The following is a 16,708-nucleotide window of genomic DNA, read 5'->3' as shown; positions in this document are numbered from 1 at the left end:
GGTCAATCGTCTTCCATGGGCTGGTCGTTGGAGGGTGCGGCATCCGGCTGGTTCACGGCTTCTTCCAGCTGCTGGCGCAGGGCGTCCATCTGTTGCTGCATCTGCTGTGTCTCCTCGTCCTGCGGTTCGGCATAGGGGACCTCATCCTGATAGGACACGTCGGCCGGCTCGTCCGGAATGTAGCTTGGCGAGCGCACCTGTGGGAAATGGAGCACCTCGACGGTACCGTTGCGCAGCAATTCGACGCGATCAGGGAACACCCGATGCAGGCTGACGCCGCTGCTGAGTTCCTCGCCTTGCCAGTACAGCCGCGGTGGCTGGCCATCGACCTGGACGATGGCGCTGGAGCGCTGCGGCTCGGCATGGACGAAACTGCCGCGCAGCGTGAATCCGCTCGCCGCTGCGGTTGGCGTATAGGTTTCGGAGGCGGCGGTGGTGCCAAAGAGGATTTCAAGTCGCTGCATGTCGGGCCTGCCCAGGCTAGCGGCCTGATCTTCATAAAGGTCGGCAGGTGCCGGGGCACGGGTCAACTGGACCCATTGCTCGATCTGGGTCGCCAGATAGAAAGCGAACAGGCAGAGAAGCACGGCGCTGAAAAACAAAGGGACGTAGCGGCGGTAACTGTGAAGTTTTCCCGGCAGTGGCAAGCGAAATACTCCGTGGCGCTTTTGTTGTTCGGTTCCCTGTACGCAGGTTGCCTCTGTCAGGCGTTACAGCATTTCTAGAACACTTTCGGCACTGGCGCAGCGAATTTGCCGGCACGTGCGACGACTCGATGATGGGCCGCCAAGATTACAAAGCGAGGTGGCAGCTCCTGTTGACCACGGTTCAGTAAAAAAAATTCAATGCTGTTGTTGACTTAGCTTAGGGGGGTGAGTAAATTGCGCGCCTCGCAAGGCGATCGGCTGATTAGCTCAGCTGGGAGAGCACCTGCATCACACGCAGGGGGTCGGCGGTTCGATCCCGTCATCAGCCACCAACCTTTGTGAGATTACGGACGAAAGTCCGGCCGACGCGCAGCGGTAGTTCAGTCGGTTAGAATACCGGCCTGTCACGCCGGGGGTCGCGGGTTCGAGTCCCGTCCGCTGCGCCATACATCGCCACCTTTCGACTGAAGGTGGAACAAGGAAAGCTGCCAAGGGCAGCTTTTTTTGTGCCCGCTGCTTGGCCCTTGGAAGTCAACACGAATGCCGCTTCGTAGGGGGTGGCTGCAACGTCGTCGCCCTTCATTCCTGTTCCGGCATTTCATCCGATAGCCACCGCCGCGGTCCCGTACCGCCATTGCCGGCCGAGTCGTTCGGATTGGCGAGCTTGCAATGCTGCAGCGAGAGGCAACCACAACCGATGCAGTGGTCCAGATCCATGTCGAGTCGTTGCAGTTCATTGATGCGCTGCGCGACCTGCTGCTTCCAGCCGCGAGAAAGCGCCTGCCAATCATCGTTGGTTGGCAGTTTGTCGGTGGGAAGGCGCGCAAGCTGCTTGCCGATCTCATCGAGCGAATAGCCTATCTTCTGCGCGAAGATGATGAAGGCCACTCGGCGTAGCGTCGAGCGTGGGAAGAATCGCCGGCTGCTGCCTTGACGCGAAGAGCTGATCAATCCGAGCGATTCGTAATAGCGAAGTGCAGACGCGGCCACGCCGCTGCGTTTGGTGATTTCACCGATCGGTAGCAAAGGATCCTTCTTGAACGCTTGTCCAGGCATCCGTTGGTCTCCCTGATTCGACAGACGAAGGTACGTTTGGGCTGGGGAAGAGCAGGGCATCGCCATGATCGAGAGCCCGTGTCTGGCTATTTACGGAAAACTGGCAATGCGTGTCATGGCGGCAAATCATCCAAACAGAAGCGGGTACAGCGACAGCACCAGCATTATCGCCATCGATACGTTGAATACCCGCAGGTGTCGCAGGTCGGTCAACCAACGGCGTAGGGCCGTGCCGAACGTAACCCAGACCGTCACGCTAGGGGCGTTCACCAGCGCGAACAGCAGGGCGAGCAACACGACCGCCTGCATGCCGCCCCCGGTGGGCAAATACGCCGTGATGGCCCCGATCGCCATGATCCATGCCTTGGGATTGACCCATTGAAAGCCTGCTGCTTTCCAGAACCCGAACGGCCGGCCATTGGGTGAGGCGTCCTGCATCGGCGCGGCCGTCGCGATCTGCCAGGCCAGGTACAGCAGGTAAGCGCCGCCCACGATGCGCAACGCGGCGTACAGCGAGGGATAGTCTTCGAAAAGACGCCCCAGACCCGCGCCCACTCCCACCACCATCACACCGAAGCCGATACTGATCCCTAGGACATGGGGCAGGCTGCGTACGAACCCGTAGTTCACCCCGGAGGCCAGCAGCATGGTGTTGTTCGGGCCAGGAGTGATGGAGGTCACGAAGGCATAGGTGATGAAGGCAAGCAGGGTCTCTGGCGGCATGGGTCCTCCCGGTGCTGTCGACTGGCAGCGGTGTGCTTTCGGCTGGCAGGCATGAGCCAGGAAGTTTCTGCCATCGGGTAACCGTGATCCATGTACAGCCGTCATCGAATCGACCCGGTCAGTGATCCCGCGGCCCTTGTGATTGCGGGTGACGGTGGGGCTCAAGGTTCAAGCTCTCCATTGCTCCCGGTCGGGGCTGTGCCACTTCATGTCGATATGGGTTTTCCCGCCTTGCGACGTGATGAACCCGAGGCGCTCGTAGAAGCGCCTTGCCGCCACGTTCGTCCTGAAGACGCTGAGCTCGATGGGCATATCACGTGCGGCTGCCTTCGCCTGGAGCTGGACCAGGAGGCGAGTACCGACCCCGCGGCCTTGAAGCACAGGCAGCAGCGCAATATTGCGCAGGTAGATCCGCTCTGCTTGATCCTGTACCTGCAGGTAACCCGCGAGCTCGTTGTCCACTTGCAGCACCCAGGTGCTGGCTGTGGCCATCTCTTCGAGGAAGTTGGCGCGTTGCCAGCGCTCGTCCCATCCCCAGATCCGGGCGATGTGGGGCAGGAACACGGCCCGGTGGATCTCGAACAGCTTGAGCAGATCACTGCAGGCGGCTCGACGAAGTCCCACCCGGCTCATTTGTGGCAACGAACAGCTGTGCAATGGGCCATGCGTGTCTGCTTCACTCTGGTCGATCGTGGTGCCCGGCCGTCCTGGGCCCTGCCCAGCACCAGCGGAGTCGGTATGGCGGTGGTCTGTGTAGCCGACCGTCTCGCCTGCATCCAACGAGAGCTCATTGAAAAGGCACATGGGCTTCTGGTCCTGTTGCGCGGAGTTGAAGGTGTCGTCATGAGCGAGCGACAGACGCAACGAACTCTAGAAGTTCAAGCGAACTTGAGGTCAATAGAGGGAGCGATGTTTTTCGGGTACTGGGTCTATGAGACCGAGTGCCATCGCTTCGCGGCGGAGGTGGCAATGGCTCGCAATGGAATTCCGTCCATGGCTCAATGCAGGCATGGTGAGCATCGCCCCAAGCTCTGATGCGCGGCAGCTGACGGTCAATGCGCCGCGCGCCTGCCGAGAAGGCCGAGGTCATCTCGACGTGACGCTGATCGGCATGCCATTGATCCATGCCCGAGGGCGCGTGAGTTAGTCGGTGCTTTCCGGCACGTAGATCATGCGTCCATCGTTCAGTTGGTAAGTGACGCCGGCCTTGGAGCCTTGCCCCTCGCCGATCTCGCCGCTGGAGTGGTACTGCTTCAGTTCCTTTCCGTCCTTGATCAGCATGCGCATGTTCGCTTCGCCCGGATTCTCGACGACCACGACCTTGTCTTGGCTGAACGGGTTGAGGGGGTTCTGCACGATGACGATGAGCAGGATCCCGATCACCACCAGAAAGAGGTCGATGAGGTTGACGACCGAAAGCAGTGGGTCGTCTTCATCGTCATGGTCGAGAAAACGCATCAGTTCTGCTCTCCCATGCGCTCGATGGCACGCAGCTCCTGAAGCAGCCAGCGGCGGCGCACGGTGAGCACGAAGAACGTGATGCTCGATGCGATTAACGCCAGGATAACGGCCGAAAAGGCGATCACCAGATTTTCACCGATGCCCTTGGCGTCGCTCTCCGTCAGCGCCAGCAGGGCAGGACCCATGGGGATCATGGTGGCCACGAGCCCCAGCATCGGAGCGCTGCGCGATGTCACCCGCAGCCATTCCAGGCGCTGCATGATCCACAGCTCGAGATCGTCACTGGTGCCGCCATGGACGCGCTGATGTGCGGCCAGCGCCGAGCGGTAGCGGCCGGCGCGGCGCTGCCAGGCCTCCATGACAAAACTGCCCAGCGCAAGAAACGCATAGGCCAGTGCCGCCAGGATGAGCAGCAGAACGGGTGCGAGAAATACTCGGGTAAGTTCGTACAGACTGGACTCAAGGATGCTCATCAGATTCTTTTCGTTCGTTTTAGGGAAGGACGGTGATACGGCGATTGGCCCGTTGCTGGTGCCCTGCACCGAGCAGCAGCAGAAGAAGCAAGGCGCTGGCGCCCAGCAGCAGCGGCAAGCGATCGTGTTCGCCGGTCGGCTCGGACAACGGCTGCACCACCTGTCCGCGTACCGTCTCGCCAGCTTCAGGCGCGCCGGATGAGGCCGACTCGGTAGGCGATTGCGCCGGTGTCGGTGCCAGACCGAAGCCGGACGCCAGTTGCTGGATGAACTCGCGAGTTACCGGCTCGCCGGCGTCGGCGCCCCGCTCGGTGGTCAAGGCTTGCCAGCGTTCGGCCAGCTCGCGCCGCGTCTGCGCCGGGGCATCCCAGTAGCCTTTGCGGATCGCCTCGACCATGCGCTCGATCAGCTGGGTCTGAGCCGTGGGATTGTGTGTCTCGAACCACTCATTTACGCCAAGCGCTCGCTGGTCCTTCACGAAGGTGTCGTGCAGCGCCTGCCATTGGTCTGCGCGCACCATGCTCCGGTCGGCCGCCTGCCAGCCACACAGGTTGTTGGCCACGTTCAGGACTTCCAGCGTGCCGGCGTATCCTTCCTGCTGCATGGCGGCGATCCATTGCGGGTTCAGATAACGACTGCGCAGCTCGCTGGCGAGGTAACCTGCCGCCCCTGTGGTGCGCGGTTCCCGCTTGCGCAGATCGGAGATGTAGAGCGATGGGCTCGTGCCATCAAGATGGCGGACGGCCAAGGAAAGCCCCCCGAGGAACTCAAATGGATGATCGGTGGCGAGCACGCCGTTGAGCTCGCTGGAGCGTGCCATGACCGCCGCCTGAACACCTTTCAGCTGTTCGGCGAAGAGATTCTGGCCGTCGACTTTTTCGCCCCAACTGCCGGTGCCGTAGGCGTACTGCAGGCGGGACAGGAACTGCTGCGCCAGCTCCGATTCCTCTTTCCAGCTCGTCGAGTCCAGCGTCAGCTGCGAGACGCCGGTGCCGTAATCACCTGGCTCGTTGCCGAACAGCCGTAGCTGCGAGAGGCGTTCTGCCTCGGCGGCTCCCAAACCCTGATCGCGCAGGCGGGTTGCCAGCGAGCGGCTGTTGCTGGCCAGGACGTTACCTGGTTCGTCCAGGCGGGAGAGCCGTTCAACCACCTCTGCCAGCAGGCGCATGAAGCCGTCAAACTGATCGCGGTAGACACTGGTGACCTGTACTACGATGTCGATGCGCGGCCGGCCGAGCTCTGCTGCCGGGATTATCTCCAGCGCCTGCACGCGCCCACCTGCGTCCCAGACGGGACGTACGCCCAGTGCGTGTAGAACCTGGCTTTCGAGGTTGCCCAGATGGCGCATCGCCTCGGACGACCACAGGCTGAAGGCGAGCTTTTCTGGCGACTTGCCTTCATGATCCTGGCGGTAGCTTTCGAGCAGCTGCTCGAATGCCTCGGCGCCTGCCTCGTAAGCTGCCCGAGTCGGCAGCTTGTCCGCCTCGAACGCATAGAGGTTGCGACCACTGGGTACGCCCGGGTTGCGTACCGGATCGCCGCCCGGTCCAGGCGCGACGAAGCCGCCGGCAAGTCCTGCGAGCAACGCTTGGAGCTCACCCGTCTCGGCCAGTTGCGCGTCCAGCTCTAGCGCTCGTTCGAGCTGCTCGCGCAGCCGAGCGTCGTCGATCGTGTCGAGGCGTTCGCCGTCGCGCAAGAAGCGCTGCAGGGTGCGGTAGGGGAGACTCGCCTGCAGCCCGGCGAAGTCCTCGGCTATTGGCTCGTCTTCGGCGAGGCCCAGTGCAAGAAGAAAGGGCTGCCCCAATTGCTGCATCACCGTTGCGAGGCGATGTTCGGGCTGCGCGGGCTCTCCGAAGGTATGCAGTCCCAGGGGCACGTTCGCTTGTGCCATCTCGTGCAAATGATCGTGCAGCGCTTGCATGAACCTCTGCGGCTCGGCGCGCATGCGGGCATCGTCCCAGCCCAGGTCCGCCAGCATCTTCGCCTCCACGGCCTTCTGGCGGATCTGCTCTGCAGTCGCTTCTTGCACCGCGCCCTCATCGAGCTGCTGGTATTCGTGGATCAGCGAGTGGAGATCGCGCAGCTCGTCGTAGAGCCCGGCGGGCGCAAACGGGGGCGTCTGATGGCTGATGATCACGGCACGACCCCGCCGGCGTGCCTGGATGGCCTCGCCGATGTTGTCCTGGATATAGGGGTAGAACACCGGCAGGTCACCGAGTGCGAGGAAGGGGTAGTCGCCGACGGCGAGCCCCCGATCCTTGCCTGGCAGCCATTCCTGAGTCCCATGGGTGCCGAAGTGGATCAGCGCATCGGCTCCGAACTCCTCTCTCAACGCCTGGTAGGTGGCGAGATAGAGGTGATCGGGCGGCACCTTGCTGTCGTGGTATGCCTCGCCTGGACGACCCGCACGTGGCGGTTGCGGCAGCAGCAATACGTTGCCCAGACGGATTGCGGGTATGACGAAGTGGGGCTGTCCTTCGATCTGCCGCAGCGCCCAGTGTGCGGCAGGATCACCCCAGCGCTCGACCAGGGGTCGCCGGCTTGGCTCCGGCAGCTCCGTGAGCCAGCCCAGGTAGTTGTCCAAGGGCAGCGAGATGGCGAGCTTGTCGGCGAGCAGAGTATCGAGCGTCTCCGGGCGGTAGTAGCCGCCCAGCAGGCGTTGTGCGGTTTCGATCAGCTCGGTCTCGCCGCGTTCGGGCACGGCATAACCCGCTTCCCGCAGCGCAGACGTCAGCTTCGCGAGGCTGCGCGGTACATTGAGGTTGGAGGCGGCAACGTTCTTTTCCCCATCGGGATGGTTCCAGAACATCAGCGCCAGACGCTTTTCGGGAGCGGGAAGATGACGCAGTCGGGCCAGACGATCGACCTTGTCTAGCAGGGTGTCTAGCTGCTCGGGAAGCGGTGCAGGCTCGCCATTCTCGATGGCGGCGATTACCAGCGGATCGGTCATTCCCCAGCTTTCCGGGACGGTCAGCATGGTCGCTGCCGTCCTCGGCGTGATCCCGCTGGTCGAGGCACGCCAGTGCGTACGGTCACCTTCGCGCCAGGTGAGGGCTGTCAGCACCGGGATGCCCAGCGCCAGAAACTCCGCCTGCCGTGCCGGCCCATTCTGCATGTGCTGCAGGTTGACGAGCACATCGCTGCGGGCGGGGCCCAGTGCATTCGTCAATGCCTCTGGGTCTCTGTCGTCCATCCAGAAGGCCATGGGCGCTTGGCCACGTGCCTCGCTGCGTGCAACCAGTGCGTCGATCAGCCGGAGCTGGTCGTCGACCAGCGCACCGCGATGAATAGCGAAGGCCACACGCGGCGCGCTCGGTGCCCAGCGGTCGGCACCCCAGGCCAGATAATCCTCCACTCGCTCGAAGGGGTTCGGTGCTGCAGGGTGGTAGTAGCCGGTTTCGGCCAACTCGGTTGGAGGCGCGATCGAGTCGGTAGGCTTGCCGTCATGCCAGGCGCGCAGATAAGCGAAGAGGGGCCTGAGATTCTGCTGGCCGCCATTGGCGTAATAGGCGATCAGCCGCCTGGCCACCGGCTCAGGCAGGTTGCCGAACGCGGGCGGACCGCCACCTACGCGAATCCAGGGTGCGCGCGTGTCGGACAGTGTCTCGCCTAGGGCACGCTGCACCGCGGAAAGGTCGGCTGGCCGAGGCGTGTCGAGGATGAGCAGGTCGGGGGGATCGGCCTCCAAGTCCGGCATGCTCAGGGCGGCACGGCTCAGCACGACGTGGGAGTCCGCTGCCAGCTCCTTGAGCTTGTCGATCTTGCCCTGCAATACGAACTCGGTCGCGACGACCCGTACAGCGAGGGGCTCGCGTGGCAACTGGGCGAAGGCAGGCAGGCTCGCGCCCGCCATCAGGATGGTGAGCCCGATGTGGATCAATCCGCGCATTTCAGAAGCTCAAGCTCACACCGACGTGATAGGTCCGCCCGGGCTCGGTAAAGGCGTAGTTGTCCGCGGCGTCGCTGAAATCTCTGTCCGTCAGGTTCTCGATCCCACCACGGATGCTCAGGGTGTCGCTGATGCGCTGGCTGATTTCCAGGTGCCAGAGGCTGTAGGCGGGAACTGCATAGGTCGTGTTGCTGGAGTAGGACAGTTGGCTGCCGACATACTCGCCGCGCAGTTGTCCGGTGAAGTCTGCGGTGGGCGTCCATTGCAGCCGGGTGTTGGCCAGGTGACGGGCACGGTCGCCCAGCCGGCGATCGGCGCTGCGATCGATGGCGTCGAGGTAGGTGTAGTTCAGCTCCCAGCGGAGATCGGCCGGCAGATCCAGACCGCCACCAAGCTCCAGGCCGCGGATTCGCGCCTTGTCGACGTTGTCGTAGTTGCGGACCTCACGGCCGCGGAGTCCGCAGCTGGCGACGCACACGGTCTGGATGAGCCCGCGAACATTGTTCTGGAACACGCCGCCATTGAGCGTCCAGCCACTGCCCTGGTAGTCCGCGCTGAGCTCGTAGGTGGTGTTGATCTCGGGTTCCAGATCGGGGTTGCCGTAGATGGTGAACATCCCGCCGCCGCCGATGGCCGAGTAGCCAGGGGAGAGCTGCTTGAGCGACGGCGCCTTGAAGCCGCGCCCACCGCCACCCTTGAGCGTCAGCGCATCGCTGACGTGATGCACCAGGTAGGCGCGCGGGCTGTTGTGCCAACCGTATTCCTCGTGCCGATCAAAGCGATTTCCAACGACGAGCGACCAGGACGGAGCGAACTCGATTTCGTCCTGCAGGAACAGGGCGCGATGGATGATCCGCGCATCACCGCTGGCAAAACCTCGGTCCTCAAGCTGCTCCTTGCGCCATTCGCCGCCGAGGGTGAACAGGTGGGTGTCGGCCTGGAGGGACGCGCTGCCATCGATCACGTCGTCGGTGAGCTCCTGGCGCGGCGAAGTTGGGATGACCCCGTTGGTGTAGCGATTGTTGCGCTCCAGTGAGTTGCGATAGGCGCGCACGGAGGTTTTGCCCCAGACCCAATCTCCACTGTGCGCAAGCGACAACCGCTCACGCTCGATGCGATCACGGGATTCATAGTCGACCGGTGCGCGGCCTGCACTGCGGGTATTGCGCCAACGATCTTCCTCGCCGCTTGCAAATCCGAGGTCGATGCGTTGTGCCGCGTCCGGTGTCCAACTAAGCGTTGCGCTTGCGCTTTGGGCGTCTCGACCTTCGATCTCGGACAGACGCGTATCCCGGTGCAGGGGTGTTTCCTGACGGCGCCGCGTCTCTCCTGTCAGCGACAGGCCAATCACGCCAGGCACCAGCGGACCGCCGGTATAAACACCTAACTGATGGGTCTGACCTCCTCGGCCATCTTCCCTCACTCCGCCGTTGAGCTGCGCCGCTCCCTGCCAGGCATCAGTGCTGCGGCGGGTGATGACGTTTACCACGCCGCCGAGGGCTTCGGAGCCGTACAGCGAGGACATCGGGCCGCGCACGACCTCGATGCGCTCGATGGCTTCGACCGGCACCCAGCCCAGATCGAAATCCGCGTGAGCCACGGCGCCGCCTGCGTTGCCGATGCGCTGTCCATCGATCAGTACCAGGGTGTGCTCGCTTCCCATTCCACGGATGCTCACGCCCCGGCGCGTCATGCCAACGCCGGTGAACTGCAGCCCGGCAGTACCGCGCAGCGCATCCTCGAGATCCTGAACCGGTCGCAGTGCCAGCTCATCCCGACTGATCACCGACACGCTGGCAGGCGCATCGCCAAGCTGTCGGACGGTCGACGTGGCGGTCACGACGGTTGGTTCCAGATGCAGCGCCTGGTCGGCGAAGGCCGACAGTGGAAGGAGGGCGAAGGCGGGGATCAGGCGAGCGCGGTGGCAGGCATTGCTCAGGCGGTTACGGCGGGACATCGGGTCGTCTTCCTTGAAGGATCGGGCGGACGGGCACAGCGGTGCCGTCCGCTCAAGAGAGCGGGTCGGATCGCTGTGACACGGGAGATTTATTTCTTCGTGGCGAAACCGGCGAAGCGCTTGTTGAAGCCGGCAATGCGCCCTTCGGTGGTGGTCTTGCGCTGCTTGCCTGTGTAGATGGGATGCGAAGCACTCGAGACATCGAGGGCGATGTACGGGTAGGTATTGCCGTCGGTGTGCTGGTGGGTGCGCGTTGTCTCGGCCGTCGAGCCGATCAGGAAATAAACGTCTGCTGCCGTGTCATGGAACAGCACAGGCCGATAGTCGGGGTGGATGCCTGGTTTCATGTCAGAGTCTCCGAGAAGGAATGCGCTGATGATGTTATATCATAACAATAGGTGCAAGCCTCCGGAGCCGGATATGACTTCAGACGTCGAACTTCTGCAGGATGCTTGAAGAATCCTTGAGCCATTCGCTGCGCCGTCCTTGTCGCGATGTGCCTTCGGTCTACACGGCAGGCCAGACCGAAGGTCGAATGACTAACCTGCGAAGCCAGGGCTGCGAGCCAGCCTAGCTGGTCGGTGGGCAATTCCCGTTTGCGCTCGGAGGCGCTGGGCTCTACAAACTAACGTGCTGCCCAGTAACAGTCCGGCAGTGCCACACGACGAGGACTCGATGACCACCGCCAATCAGCAATTTGCCAGCGACAACTATTCCGGCGTATGCCCAGAAGCCTGGGAAGCCATGGCCAGAGCGAATCAGGGGCATGACAGGGCGTACGGCGACGATCAATGGACAGCGCGCGCGGCCGATCACTTTCGGGCGCTGTTCGATACCGACTGCGAGGTGTTTTTCGCTTTCAATGGCACGGCTGCGAATTCCCTGGCGCTGTCGTCGCTCTGCCAGAGTTACCACAGCGTGATCTGCGCCGACATTGCCCACGTCGAGACCGACGAATGCGGCGCCCCCGAGTTCTTCTCCAATGGTTCCAAGCTGCTGCTCGGCCGGTCCGAGCAGGGCAAGCTGACGCCCGCGGCCATTCGTGAAATCGCCCTGAAGCGCAAGGACATCCACTACCCCAAGCCGCGCGTGGTGAGCCTGACCCAGGCCACCGAAGTCGGTACTGTGTACCAGCCCGAGGAGTTGCGCGCGGTCAGCGATACCTGCAAGGAGCTTGGCCTGCATCTGCACATGGATGGTGCCCGCTTTGCCAATGCCTGCGCTCATCTCGGCCTTGCTCCTGCCGAGTTGAGCTGGAAAACCGGGGTCGACGTGCTCTGTTTCGGTGGTACCAAGAACGGCATGGCGGTGGGCGAGGCCATCCTGTTCTTCAATCGGGATCTGGCCATCGATTTCGAGTACCGCTGCAAGCAGGCCGGCCAACTCGCCTCCAAGATGCGATTCCTTTCTGCGCCGTGGGTTGGCCTGCTGGAAAACGGGGCTTGGCTCAAGTACGCCGAGCACGCCAACCGCTGAGCTCGGCTGCTGGCCGAGCTCATAGGCGAATTGCCGGGGGTTGAGCTGATGTTTCCGGTACAGGCCAATGGTGTCTTCGTCAGCCTTCCGCCAGCGGCGCTGGAAGCGCTGAAACACCGCGGCTGGCTGTTCTACACCTTCATCGGCGTCGGCGGCGCACGCTTCATGTGCTCCTGGGATACCAGCGAAGCGCGGGTGAGGCAGCTGGCCGATGACATTCGTGCGGTCGTGATCGGATCGGTGTAGGTGCACCGTTGCGTTGCGTAGCTGACGTCATGCCCGATGACGAGCGGTTGCAGCTGGCGCTTCAGGTCTGGAAGTACACCACCATTCGAAGATGCCGATGTTCATCCACGATGAGCGTTTCGTGACGATAGCGATGTAGCGTGCCGCTCGAGTCGAGAAGATGGCTGATGCCGCGTTGCGCGACGACCCGGTGGGGGGCTTCCCATTCCTGTCGAAAGCCGGGGGACAGCAATCGGAGCGTCTCGATCAGGTCTAGCATCAACGGGTCGTCAGGGGCGACGGCAACGTCATACCTGAGTTGAGCCAGGAGCCCAGCGGCGTCGTCACCCCAGGCCGGCATTCGACGACGCATGCTGGAATCGGCGAAGACGAGTTCCAGCACGTTGCGCTCCTCTGGCACTTTTGAACAGAAGCGAAACAGATCATCCGCCGCCGTGTTCCACGCGATCGCATCCCAGCGCAGATTCTGAACGTAGGCGGGCCTTGGCAACTCGTCGAGCAGCTGCTGGATTCCCGCCGACACCGAGGTAGGTTGCCGCGCCTCGGGCGATGGAGGGCGGCGATGGGCGAGCAGGAACAGATGGCTGCATTCGGCATCGTCCAACTTGAGCGCGTAGGCGATGTTCAGCAGGAATTTCTCCGAGACATGAATATCGCGCCCCTGTTCGAACCAGGTGTACCAGGACAGTCCGACGCCGGCGAGCGCGGCCACTTCCTCCCGCCGCAGGCCAGGAGTACGGCGTCGTTCGGTGGACGGCAGCCCGACATCCGCTGGCGTCAGCTTCCGTCGATGGTGTAGGAGGAAGTCGGAAAGGTCTTTGCGAGTACGCTTGAGGCTACGGTCAGACATGGCTGTTGGTCCTGACAATAGGATAACTAGCAAAATTGTAATAGGTTAATGGTGCCCCGATGATGACGCCTCCGCAATCGACCATGCGTGAGGACACGATGACCCTTTCATTGAAATCCAAGTCTGGAGTGCCCGTCATTTCCTGCGTAGCCGAGCGTAACAAGCGAGCTGGGCCGCGTGCCTGGGCCGGGCTGGCACTGCTATCGCTACTCACGGTCATGCTGGGTCTGGACTTGACGCTATTGCATCTGACATTACCGGCGCTGGCGCTCGACCTCAGCCCGACCAGCACTCAAGCGCTCTGGATCATGGATGCATACGGTTTCTTTATCGCAGGCTTCTTGATCACCATGGGTACGCTGGGCGATCGGATCGGGCGACGCAAGCTGTTGATGATAGGTTCGGTCGCCTTCGCCATGGCGTCCGTGGTCGCCGCTTTTTCGACCAGTGCCAACATGCTGATAGCGGCGCGGTCGGCCCTTGGTGTGGCAGGGGCAACGCTGATGCCTTCGACGCTCGCGCTGATCAGCAATCTGTTCGTCGATCCGCGTCAACGGGCGCTCGGCATCGGCATCTGGGCAACGATGTGGGGAGTCGGTTCCGCATTGGGACCGGTGGTCGGTGGCCTCATGCTCGAGTGGTTCTGGTGGGGTGCGGCGTTTCTACTGGTGGTACCCGTTGTAGCTCTGCTGGTGCTGCTGGGACCTTTCGTCCTGCCAGAATACCGATCGCCCAGGGCCGACCGCCTGGATCTGTTGAGCGTCCTGCTTTCCCTGGCCGCGGCGCTGCCATTCGTTTATGGCCTCAAACAGGTGGCCAAGGAAGGTCTGGTGTCCAGTGCCGTTATGGCGACGATCGTCGGGGTGCTGTTTGCCTGGCTGTTTGTAAGGCGTCAGCGCCGTCTGACCGACCCATTGCTTGATCTCTCTCTTTTTTCCGACCGCGCCTTCTCCGTGGCGCTTGCCGTGCTGCTTTTCGCTCTGGTCGCGGTTGGCGGCACCATGTTGCTCGTCGCGCAGTACCTGCAACTGGTAGCTGGATACTCACCTTCAGATGCCGGTCTGTGGATGGGGTTGGCCGCGTTGGCGATGATCATCGGTGGTGTTGGTGCTCCGCTCGTTGCCCGAGCGATCCGCCCCGGCTTTGTCGTTGCGGGGGCACTGGCATTGTCGGCGGCGGGTTATCTCCTGCTCAGCCAAGTGACGGATGCAACTTCGGGCGTGCTCATGGCTGTCGCCTCGCTTGCCTTGGCCTACCTGGGCAACGGCACCATCGCGGCGCTGGGCACGGATCTGGTGGTTGGGGCAGCACCTGCAGAGAAGGCCGGGTCGGCCTCGGCCATGACCGAGATGGTGCAAGACCTCGGAATATCGTTCGGCATCGCGTTGCTCGGCAGCATCGCCGGGGCGGTCTATCAACGAACCATTACGCCCTTGCTCTCCGGCGAGCTGACCGCCGCCACGCGCGAGGCAGTGGCGGACAGCCTCTGGGCCGCGTCGTCAGTCGCCGCACAGTTGCCGCCGGAGCAGGTTGCTCATGCACAAGCCGCATTCGTGAGCGGTGTTCGAGGCGCAGCCTTGTTCAGCGCTGTGAGCGTTGCCGCGCTGGCGGTTGTTTCAGCGGTTACGCTGCGCCATCTGCGTTCCAGTGGGGTAGGGGACGGGCGCTAGCGATACGGTTATCGACGGGCTACAGGATGGGGTAGATGCATGAATCGCAAGATTGATCTCGTTGAGATGCAGCCCGGCTGACCGAAGAAGAAGGCAACATGCCTCGCCGAATCGCTCTCCGTTGGGATGGCTCACTGGATTTCCAGCAGAAACCTCTCGAGCACCTTGCGGCTCTGCATGAGTTTTTCGCTTTTCTGGTCGACCAGGGCGATCTGTTCGATCAGCGTGGAGCGGAGCTCATCGCACGGCTCCAGCAGATGACCTTCGCCCCGGATGCACGGCAGAAACTGTTTGATCGTGGCGAGCGTCATGCCTGCGGAGCCCAGCAGCTTGATCCGCTCGACAGTCTGCTCTTCACGCGGCCCGTACTCCCTGAAGCCGCTTGGGCTGCGTTGCGGCTTGAGGAGGCCTTCCCCTTCGTAGTAGCGCAGCATGCGGATGCTCACTTCGCATCGCCTGGATAGTTCACCGATCTTCATTGCTGGGCTTGACTCTAACAGTGCTGTCAGATTTTACACTCGATGCTCCCAATCGACAGACGAGGAGCATTTCCCATGGGATCACGCCCGCAAATCTACCCGATATTGCTCAACGAAGTAGCCGCAACGGCGGATGACCTGACGCCTCTCGCGTTCGCCGGCTTCGCGCACTTCACGGCCTTGCAGGTACGGGGGCGTCGAGTCAAAGGTCTCGATCTGCATTTGGCGCGCCTGCGAAACGCTTCGATCCAACTCTTTGATCGCGCAGTATCGGACGAAACCGTGCGGCGCAGCATCCGGCAGGCGATTGAGCTCGGCCCTCAGGATCAGTCGCTCACCGTCACGGCGTTTTCACCGGAGGGCGAATTCACCGCTGCAAGCGGTAGCGGCGAGCCGAGCCTGCTCGTTCGTACTGGTCCTCCATCGGATGGTCCCGAAGGGCCCCTTCGACTGGCCGTCGTCGAGCATGAGCGACACCTGCCAGCCATCAAACATGTGGGTGAGGGCGCGAAAACGCATTATCTGCGCAAAGCTGTGGCGCAGGGCTTCGACGACGCGGCCTTCATCGACCGGCATGGTCGCCTGGGTGAGGCGACTATCTGGAATCTCGCGTTCTGGGACGGCCGTTCCGTTGTCTGGCCGCGCGCGCAGATTCTGGCCGGAACGATGATGGGTATCGTGCAGCGTCAGCTGGGCAGCCTTGGGATCGCCCAGCGGCATGAGGATGTCTTTCTCGACGGCTTGGATAAATTCGCGGGCGCGGCCGTGATGAATTCCTGGACGCCGGGTGTGGCGCTCACCGCCATCGGTTCTGTCAGCATGCCTGAGGCACCGGAATTCCTAGATGCGTTGCGTGCCGCTTTCAACGCTGAACCCGATGTGGCGCTGACACCTAGCCGTGGACTGGCTCGATGAGTGCCGGGCGGGATGCCGGGGCGCCGGAGGAGCAGCCGAACCTGTTCGAAGTCCTGAAGTCGGTCAACGGGACGTTGTGTTTGTTATGGTTCGGGCGATCGTCTTGCCTTAAGCTATTTGAGAATTATTATCTTTAGCTACCGGTGTTTCAGGTGACAGGGAGTGGTATGGGAGCATCGCTCGTTGAAGTGCTGGTCATCGAGGATGATCAGGTGCTGGGCGCGCAGCTAGGCGAGCTGCTTCGGTTGCAGGGATACAGGGTGCGTTCGAGCCCGCTCGGCGAATGTGGTCTGGCAATGGCGCTCACCAAGGCGCCTGATCTCATTCTGCTGGATGTGATGCTGCCGGATGTGAATGGTTTTTCGGTACTACGGCGTCTGCGCGAGCAGCAACAGACGCCGGTTATCATGCTGACCGCGTGCGGCGCCGAAGAAGAGCGTATTCGTGGCCTGCGCCATGGCGCCGACGACTACCTCGCCAAGCCGTTCAACTCCACGGAGCTGCAACTGCGGATCGATGCCATATTGCGGCGCACCCGTACCGCTGATAGCCGCGCGATTCAACCGACCTCGTTAACTGTCGACGCCCTGGTGCTGGACAGGCAAACACTGCGTGCCCGCGTTGCAGAGCAGGATCTTGCGTTGACCCCCTTGCAGTTCCGGCTGCTGTGGCAACTGATCGTGCAGCGTGGCGAGGTGCTGACCAAGCCCTACTTGTACCGCGTCGTTTTCGAGCGTGAGCATAGCGGCTACGAACGCAGCCTGGACATGCACATCAGCCGCATCCGGCGTCGGTTGAATGAGGCCGGGCTGGCCGCGGACCGTCTGCAGACGATTCACGGGCGCGGTTACAGCTTCCAATGAACC

At 62.4% G+C, this 16,708-nt stretch carries 14 protein-coding genes, 2 tRNA genes and 1 pseudogene; 6 read left to right on the top strand and 11 right to left on the bottom strand.

The window, feature by feature from the left end:
• Nucleotides 1-2: 2 nt before the first annotated feature.
• Nucleotides 3-647, bottom strand: a complete 645-nt coding sequence (locus VF716_RS06650; RefSeq protein WP_011912940.1) for a type II secretion system protein N — start codon at nucleotides 645-647, stop codon at nucleotides 3-5.
• Between the two features lie 256 nt (nucleotides 648-903).
• Here VF716_RS06650 and VF716_RS06645 point away from each other — a divergent pair.
• Nucleotides 904-979, top strand: a tRNA-Val gene (locus tag VF716_RS06645).
• 37 nt (nucleotides 980-1,016) lie between these two features.
• Nucleotides 1,017-1,093: transfer RNA gene (locus VF716_RS06640), tRNA-Asp, on the top strand.
• Between the two features lie 133 nt (nucleotides 1,094-1,226).
• On the opposite strand, the gene soxR is transcribed toward VF716_RS06640, so the two are convergent.
• The 8 genes from soxR to VF716_RS06600 all read right to left on the bottom strand — a co-directional run bounded on the left by soxR (nucleotide 1,227) and on the right by VF716_RS06600 (nucleotide 10,553).
• Nucleotides 1,227-1,703: a redox-sensitive transcriptional activator SoxR gene (gene soxR / locus VF716_RS06635; RefSeq protein WP_011912942.1), complete on the bottom strand. Its 477-nt coding sequence runs from the start codon at nucleotides 1,701-1,703 to the stop codon at nucleotides 1,227-1,229.
• 126 nt (nucleotides 1,704-1,829) lie between these two features.
• Nucleotides 1,830-2,426: a LysE family translocator gene (locus VF716_RS06630; RefSeq protein ID WP_011912943.1), complete on the bottom strand. Its 597-nt coding sequence runs from the start codon at nucleotides 2,424-2,426 to the stop codon at nucleotides 1,830-1,832.
• A 168-nt stretch (nucleotides 2,427-2,594) separates the two neighbouring features.
• Nucleotides 2,595-3,290 carry a GNAT family N-acetyltransferase gene (locus VF716_RS06625; RefSeq protein WP_011912944.1) on the bottom strand — a complete coding sequence of 232 codons (696 nt, stop codon included), beginning with the start codon at nucleotides 3,288-3,290 and terminating at the stop codon, nucleotides 2,595-2,597.
• Between the two features lie 279 nt (nucleotides 3,291-3,569).
• Nucleotides 3,570-3,884: a DUF2149 domain-containing protein gene (locus VF716_RS06620; protein WP_011912945.1), complete on the bottom strand. Its 315-nt coding sequence runs from the start codon at nucleotides 3,882-3,884 to the stop codon at nucleotides 3,570-3,572.
• Nucleotides 3,884-4,360 carry a MotA/TolQ/ExbB proton channel family protein gene (locus VF716_RS06615; RefSeq protein ID WP_020306125.1) on the bottom strand — a complete coding sequence of 159 codons (477 nt, stop codon included), beginning with the start codon at nucleotides 4,358-4,360 and terminating at the stop codon, nucleotides 3,884-3,886. The genes VF716_RS06620 and VF716_RS06615 overlap by 1 nt, the downstream gene beginning before the upstream one ends.
• Before the next feature lie 19 nt (nucleotides 4,361-4,379).
• Entirely contained in the window at nucleotides 4,380-8,249 is a 3,870-nt protein-coding gene (cobN, locus tag VF716_RS06610; RefSeq protein WP_041755456.1) for a cobaltochelatase subunit CobN, read from the bottom strand.
• A gap of 1 nt (nucleotide 8,250) precedes the next feature.
• Nucleotides 8,251-10,206 carry a TonB-dependent receptor domain-containing protein gene (locus tag VF716_RS06605; RefSeq protein ID WP_197860934.1) on the bottom strand — a complete coding sequence of 652 codons (1,956 nt, stop codon included), beginning with the start codon at nucleotides 10,204-10,206 and terminating at the stop codon, nucleotides 8,251-8,253.
• 89 nt (nucleotides 10,207-10,295) lie between these two features.
• Nucleotides 10,296-10,553, bottom strand: coding sequence for a type B 50S ribosomal protein L31 (locus VF716_RS06600; RefSeq protein WP_011912949.1), 258 nt, complete (start codon nucleotides 10,551-10,553; stop codon nucleotides 10,296-10,298).
• 328 nt (nucleotides 10,554-10,881) lie between these two features.
• On the opposite strand from VF716_RS06600, the pseudogene VF716_RS06595 reads away from it, so the two are divergent.
• Nucleotides 10,882-11,928: pseudogene (locus tag VF716_RS06595) on the top strand (threonine aldolase family protein).
• Between the two features lie 61 nt (nucleotides 11,929-11,989).
• On the opposite strand, the gene VF716_RS06590 reads toward VF716_RS06595, so the two are convergent.
• Nucleotides 11,990-12,778: a helix-turn-helix transcriptional regulator gene (locus VF716_RS06590; protein ID WP_197860933.1), complete on the bottom strand. Its 789-nt coding sequence runs from the start codon at nucleotides 12,776-12,778 to the stop codon at nucleotides 11,990-11,992.
• Between the two features lie 59 nt (nucleotides 12,779-12,837).
• Between VF716_RS06590 and VF716_RS06585 the strand changes: the two genes are divergently transcribed.
• Nucleotides 12,838-14,448: an MFS transporter gene (locus tag VF716_RS06585; RefSeq protein ID WP_440552314.1), complete on the top strand. Its 1,611-nt coding sequence runs from the start codon at nucleotides 12,838-12,840 to the stop codon at nucleotides 14,446-14,448.
• A gap of 131 nt (nucleotides 14,449-14,579) precedes the next feature.
• Here the strand turns inward: VF716_RS06585 and VF716_RS06580 are convergent, their stop codons facing one another.
• Nucleotides 14,580-14,927: a MerR family transcriptional regulator gene (locus VF716_RS06580; RefSeq protein ID WP_197860930.1), complete on the bottom strand. Its 348-nt coding sequence runs from the start codon at nucleotides 14,925-14,927 to the stop codon at nucleotides 14,580-14,582.
• A 75-nt stretch (nucleotides 14,928-15,002) separates the two neighbouring features.
• Here VF716_RS06580 and VF716_RS06575 point away from each other — a divergent pair, with 75 nt between their 5' ends.
• Entirely contained in the window at nucleotides 15,003-15,842 is an 840-nt protein-coding gene (locus VF716_RS06575; RefSeq protein WP_197860929.1) for an aminotransferase class IV family protein, read from the top strand.
• A gap of 167 nt (nucleotides 15,843-16,009) precedes the next feature.
• On the top strand, nucleotides 16,010-16,705 hold the full coding sequence (locus VF716_RS06570) for a response regulator transcription factor (RefSeq protein ID WP_440552312.1): 696 nt from the start codon (nucleotides 16,010-16,012) through the stop codon (nucleotides 16,703-16,705).
• Nucleotides 16,706-16,708 lie beyond the last annotated feature (3 nt).

Origin of the sequence: Stutzerimonas sp. Brlt_14, from assembly GCF_051948915.1 — a bacterium.
Lineage (GTDB): Bacteria > Pseudomonadota > Gammaproteobacteria > Pseudomonadales > Pseudomonadaceae > Stutzerimonas > Stutzerimonas stutzeri.
The sequence above is the reverse complement of the archived record's forward strand: the minus strand, read 5'-3'. Positions and strand labels throughout refer to the sequence as shown.

What these genes read in the sequence shown, in the direction of transcription:
- soxR (WP_011912942.1), bottom strand. Translation starts at nt 1,703, where the DNA reads ATGCCTGGACAAGCGTTCAAGAAGGATCCTTTGCTACCGATCGGTGAA.
- VF716_RS06630 (WP_011912943.1), bottom strand. Translation starts at nt 2,426, where the DNA reads ATGCCGCCAGAGACCCTGCTTGCCTTCATCACCTATGCCTTCGTGACC.
- VF716_RS06620 (WP_011912945.1), bottom strand. Translation starts at nt 3,884, where the DNA reads ATGCGTTTTCTCGACCATGACGATGAAGACGACCCACTGCTTTCGGTC.
- VF716_RS06615 (WP_020306125.1), bottom strand. Translation starts at nt 4,360, where the DNA reads ATGAGCATCCTTGAGTCCAGTCTGTACGAACTTACCCGAGTATTTCTC.
- cobN (WP_041755456.1), bottom strand. Translation starts at nt 8,249, where the DNA reads ATGCGCGGATTGATCCACATCGGGCTCACCATCCTGATGGCGGGCGCG.
- VF716_RS06605 (WP_197860934.1), bottom strand. Translation starts at nt 10,206, where the DNA reads ATGTCCCGCCGTAACCGCCTGAGCAATGCCTGCCACCGCGCTCGCCTG.
- VF716_RS06600 (WP_011912949.1), bottom strand. Translation starts at nt 10,553, where the DNA reads ATGAAACCAGGCATCCACCCCGACTATCGGCCTGTGCTGTTCCATGAC.
- VF716_RS06590 (WP_197860933.1), bottom strand. Translation starts at nt 12,778, where the DNA reads ATGTCTGACCGTAGCCTCAAGCGTACTCGCAAAGACCTTTCCGACTTC.
- VF716_RS06585 (WP_440552314.1), top strand. Translation starts at nt 12,838, where the DNA reads ATGATGACGCCTCCGCAATCGACCATGCGTGAGGACACGATGACCCTT.
- VF716_RS06580 (WP_197860930.1), bottom strand. Translation starts at nt 14,927, where the DNA reads ATGAAGATCGGTGAACTATCCAGGCGATGCGAAGTGAGCATCCGCATG.
- VF716_RS06575 (WP_197860929.1), top strand. Translation starts at nt 15,003, where the DNA reads ATGGGATCACGCCCGCAAATCTACCCGATATTGCTCAACGAAGTAGCC.
- VF716_RS06570 (WP_440552312.1), top strand. Translation starts at nt 16,010, where the DNA reads ATGGGAGCATCGCTCGTTGAAGTGCTGGTCATCGAGGATGATCAGGTG.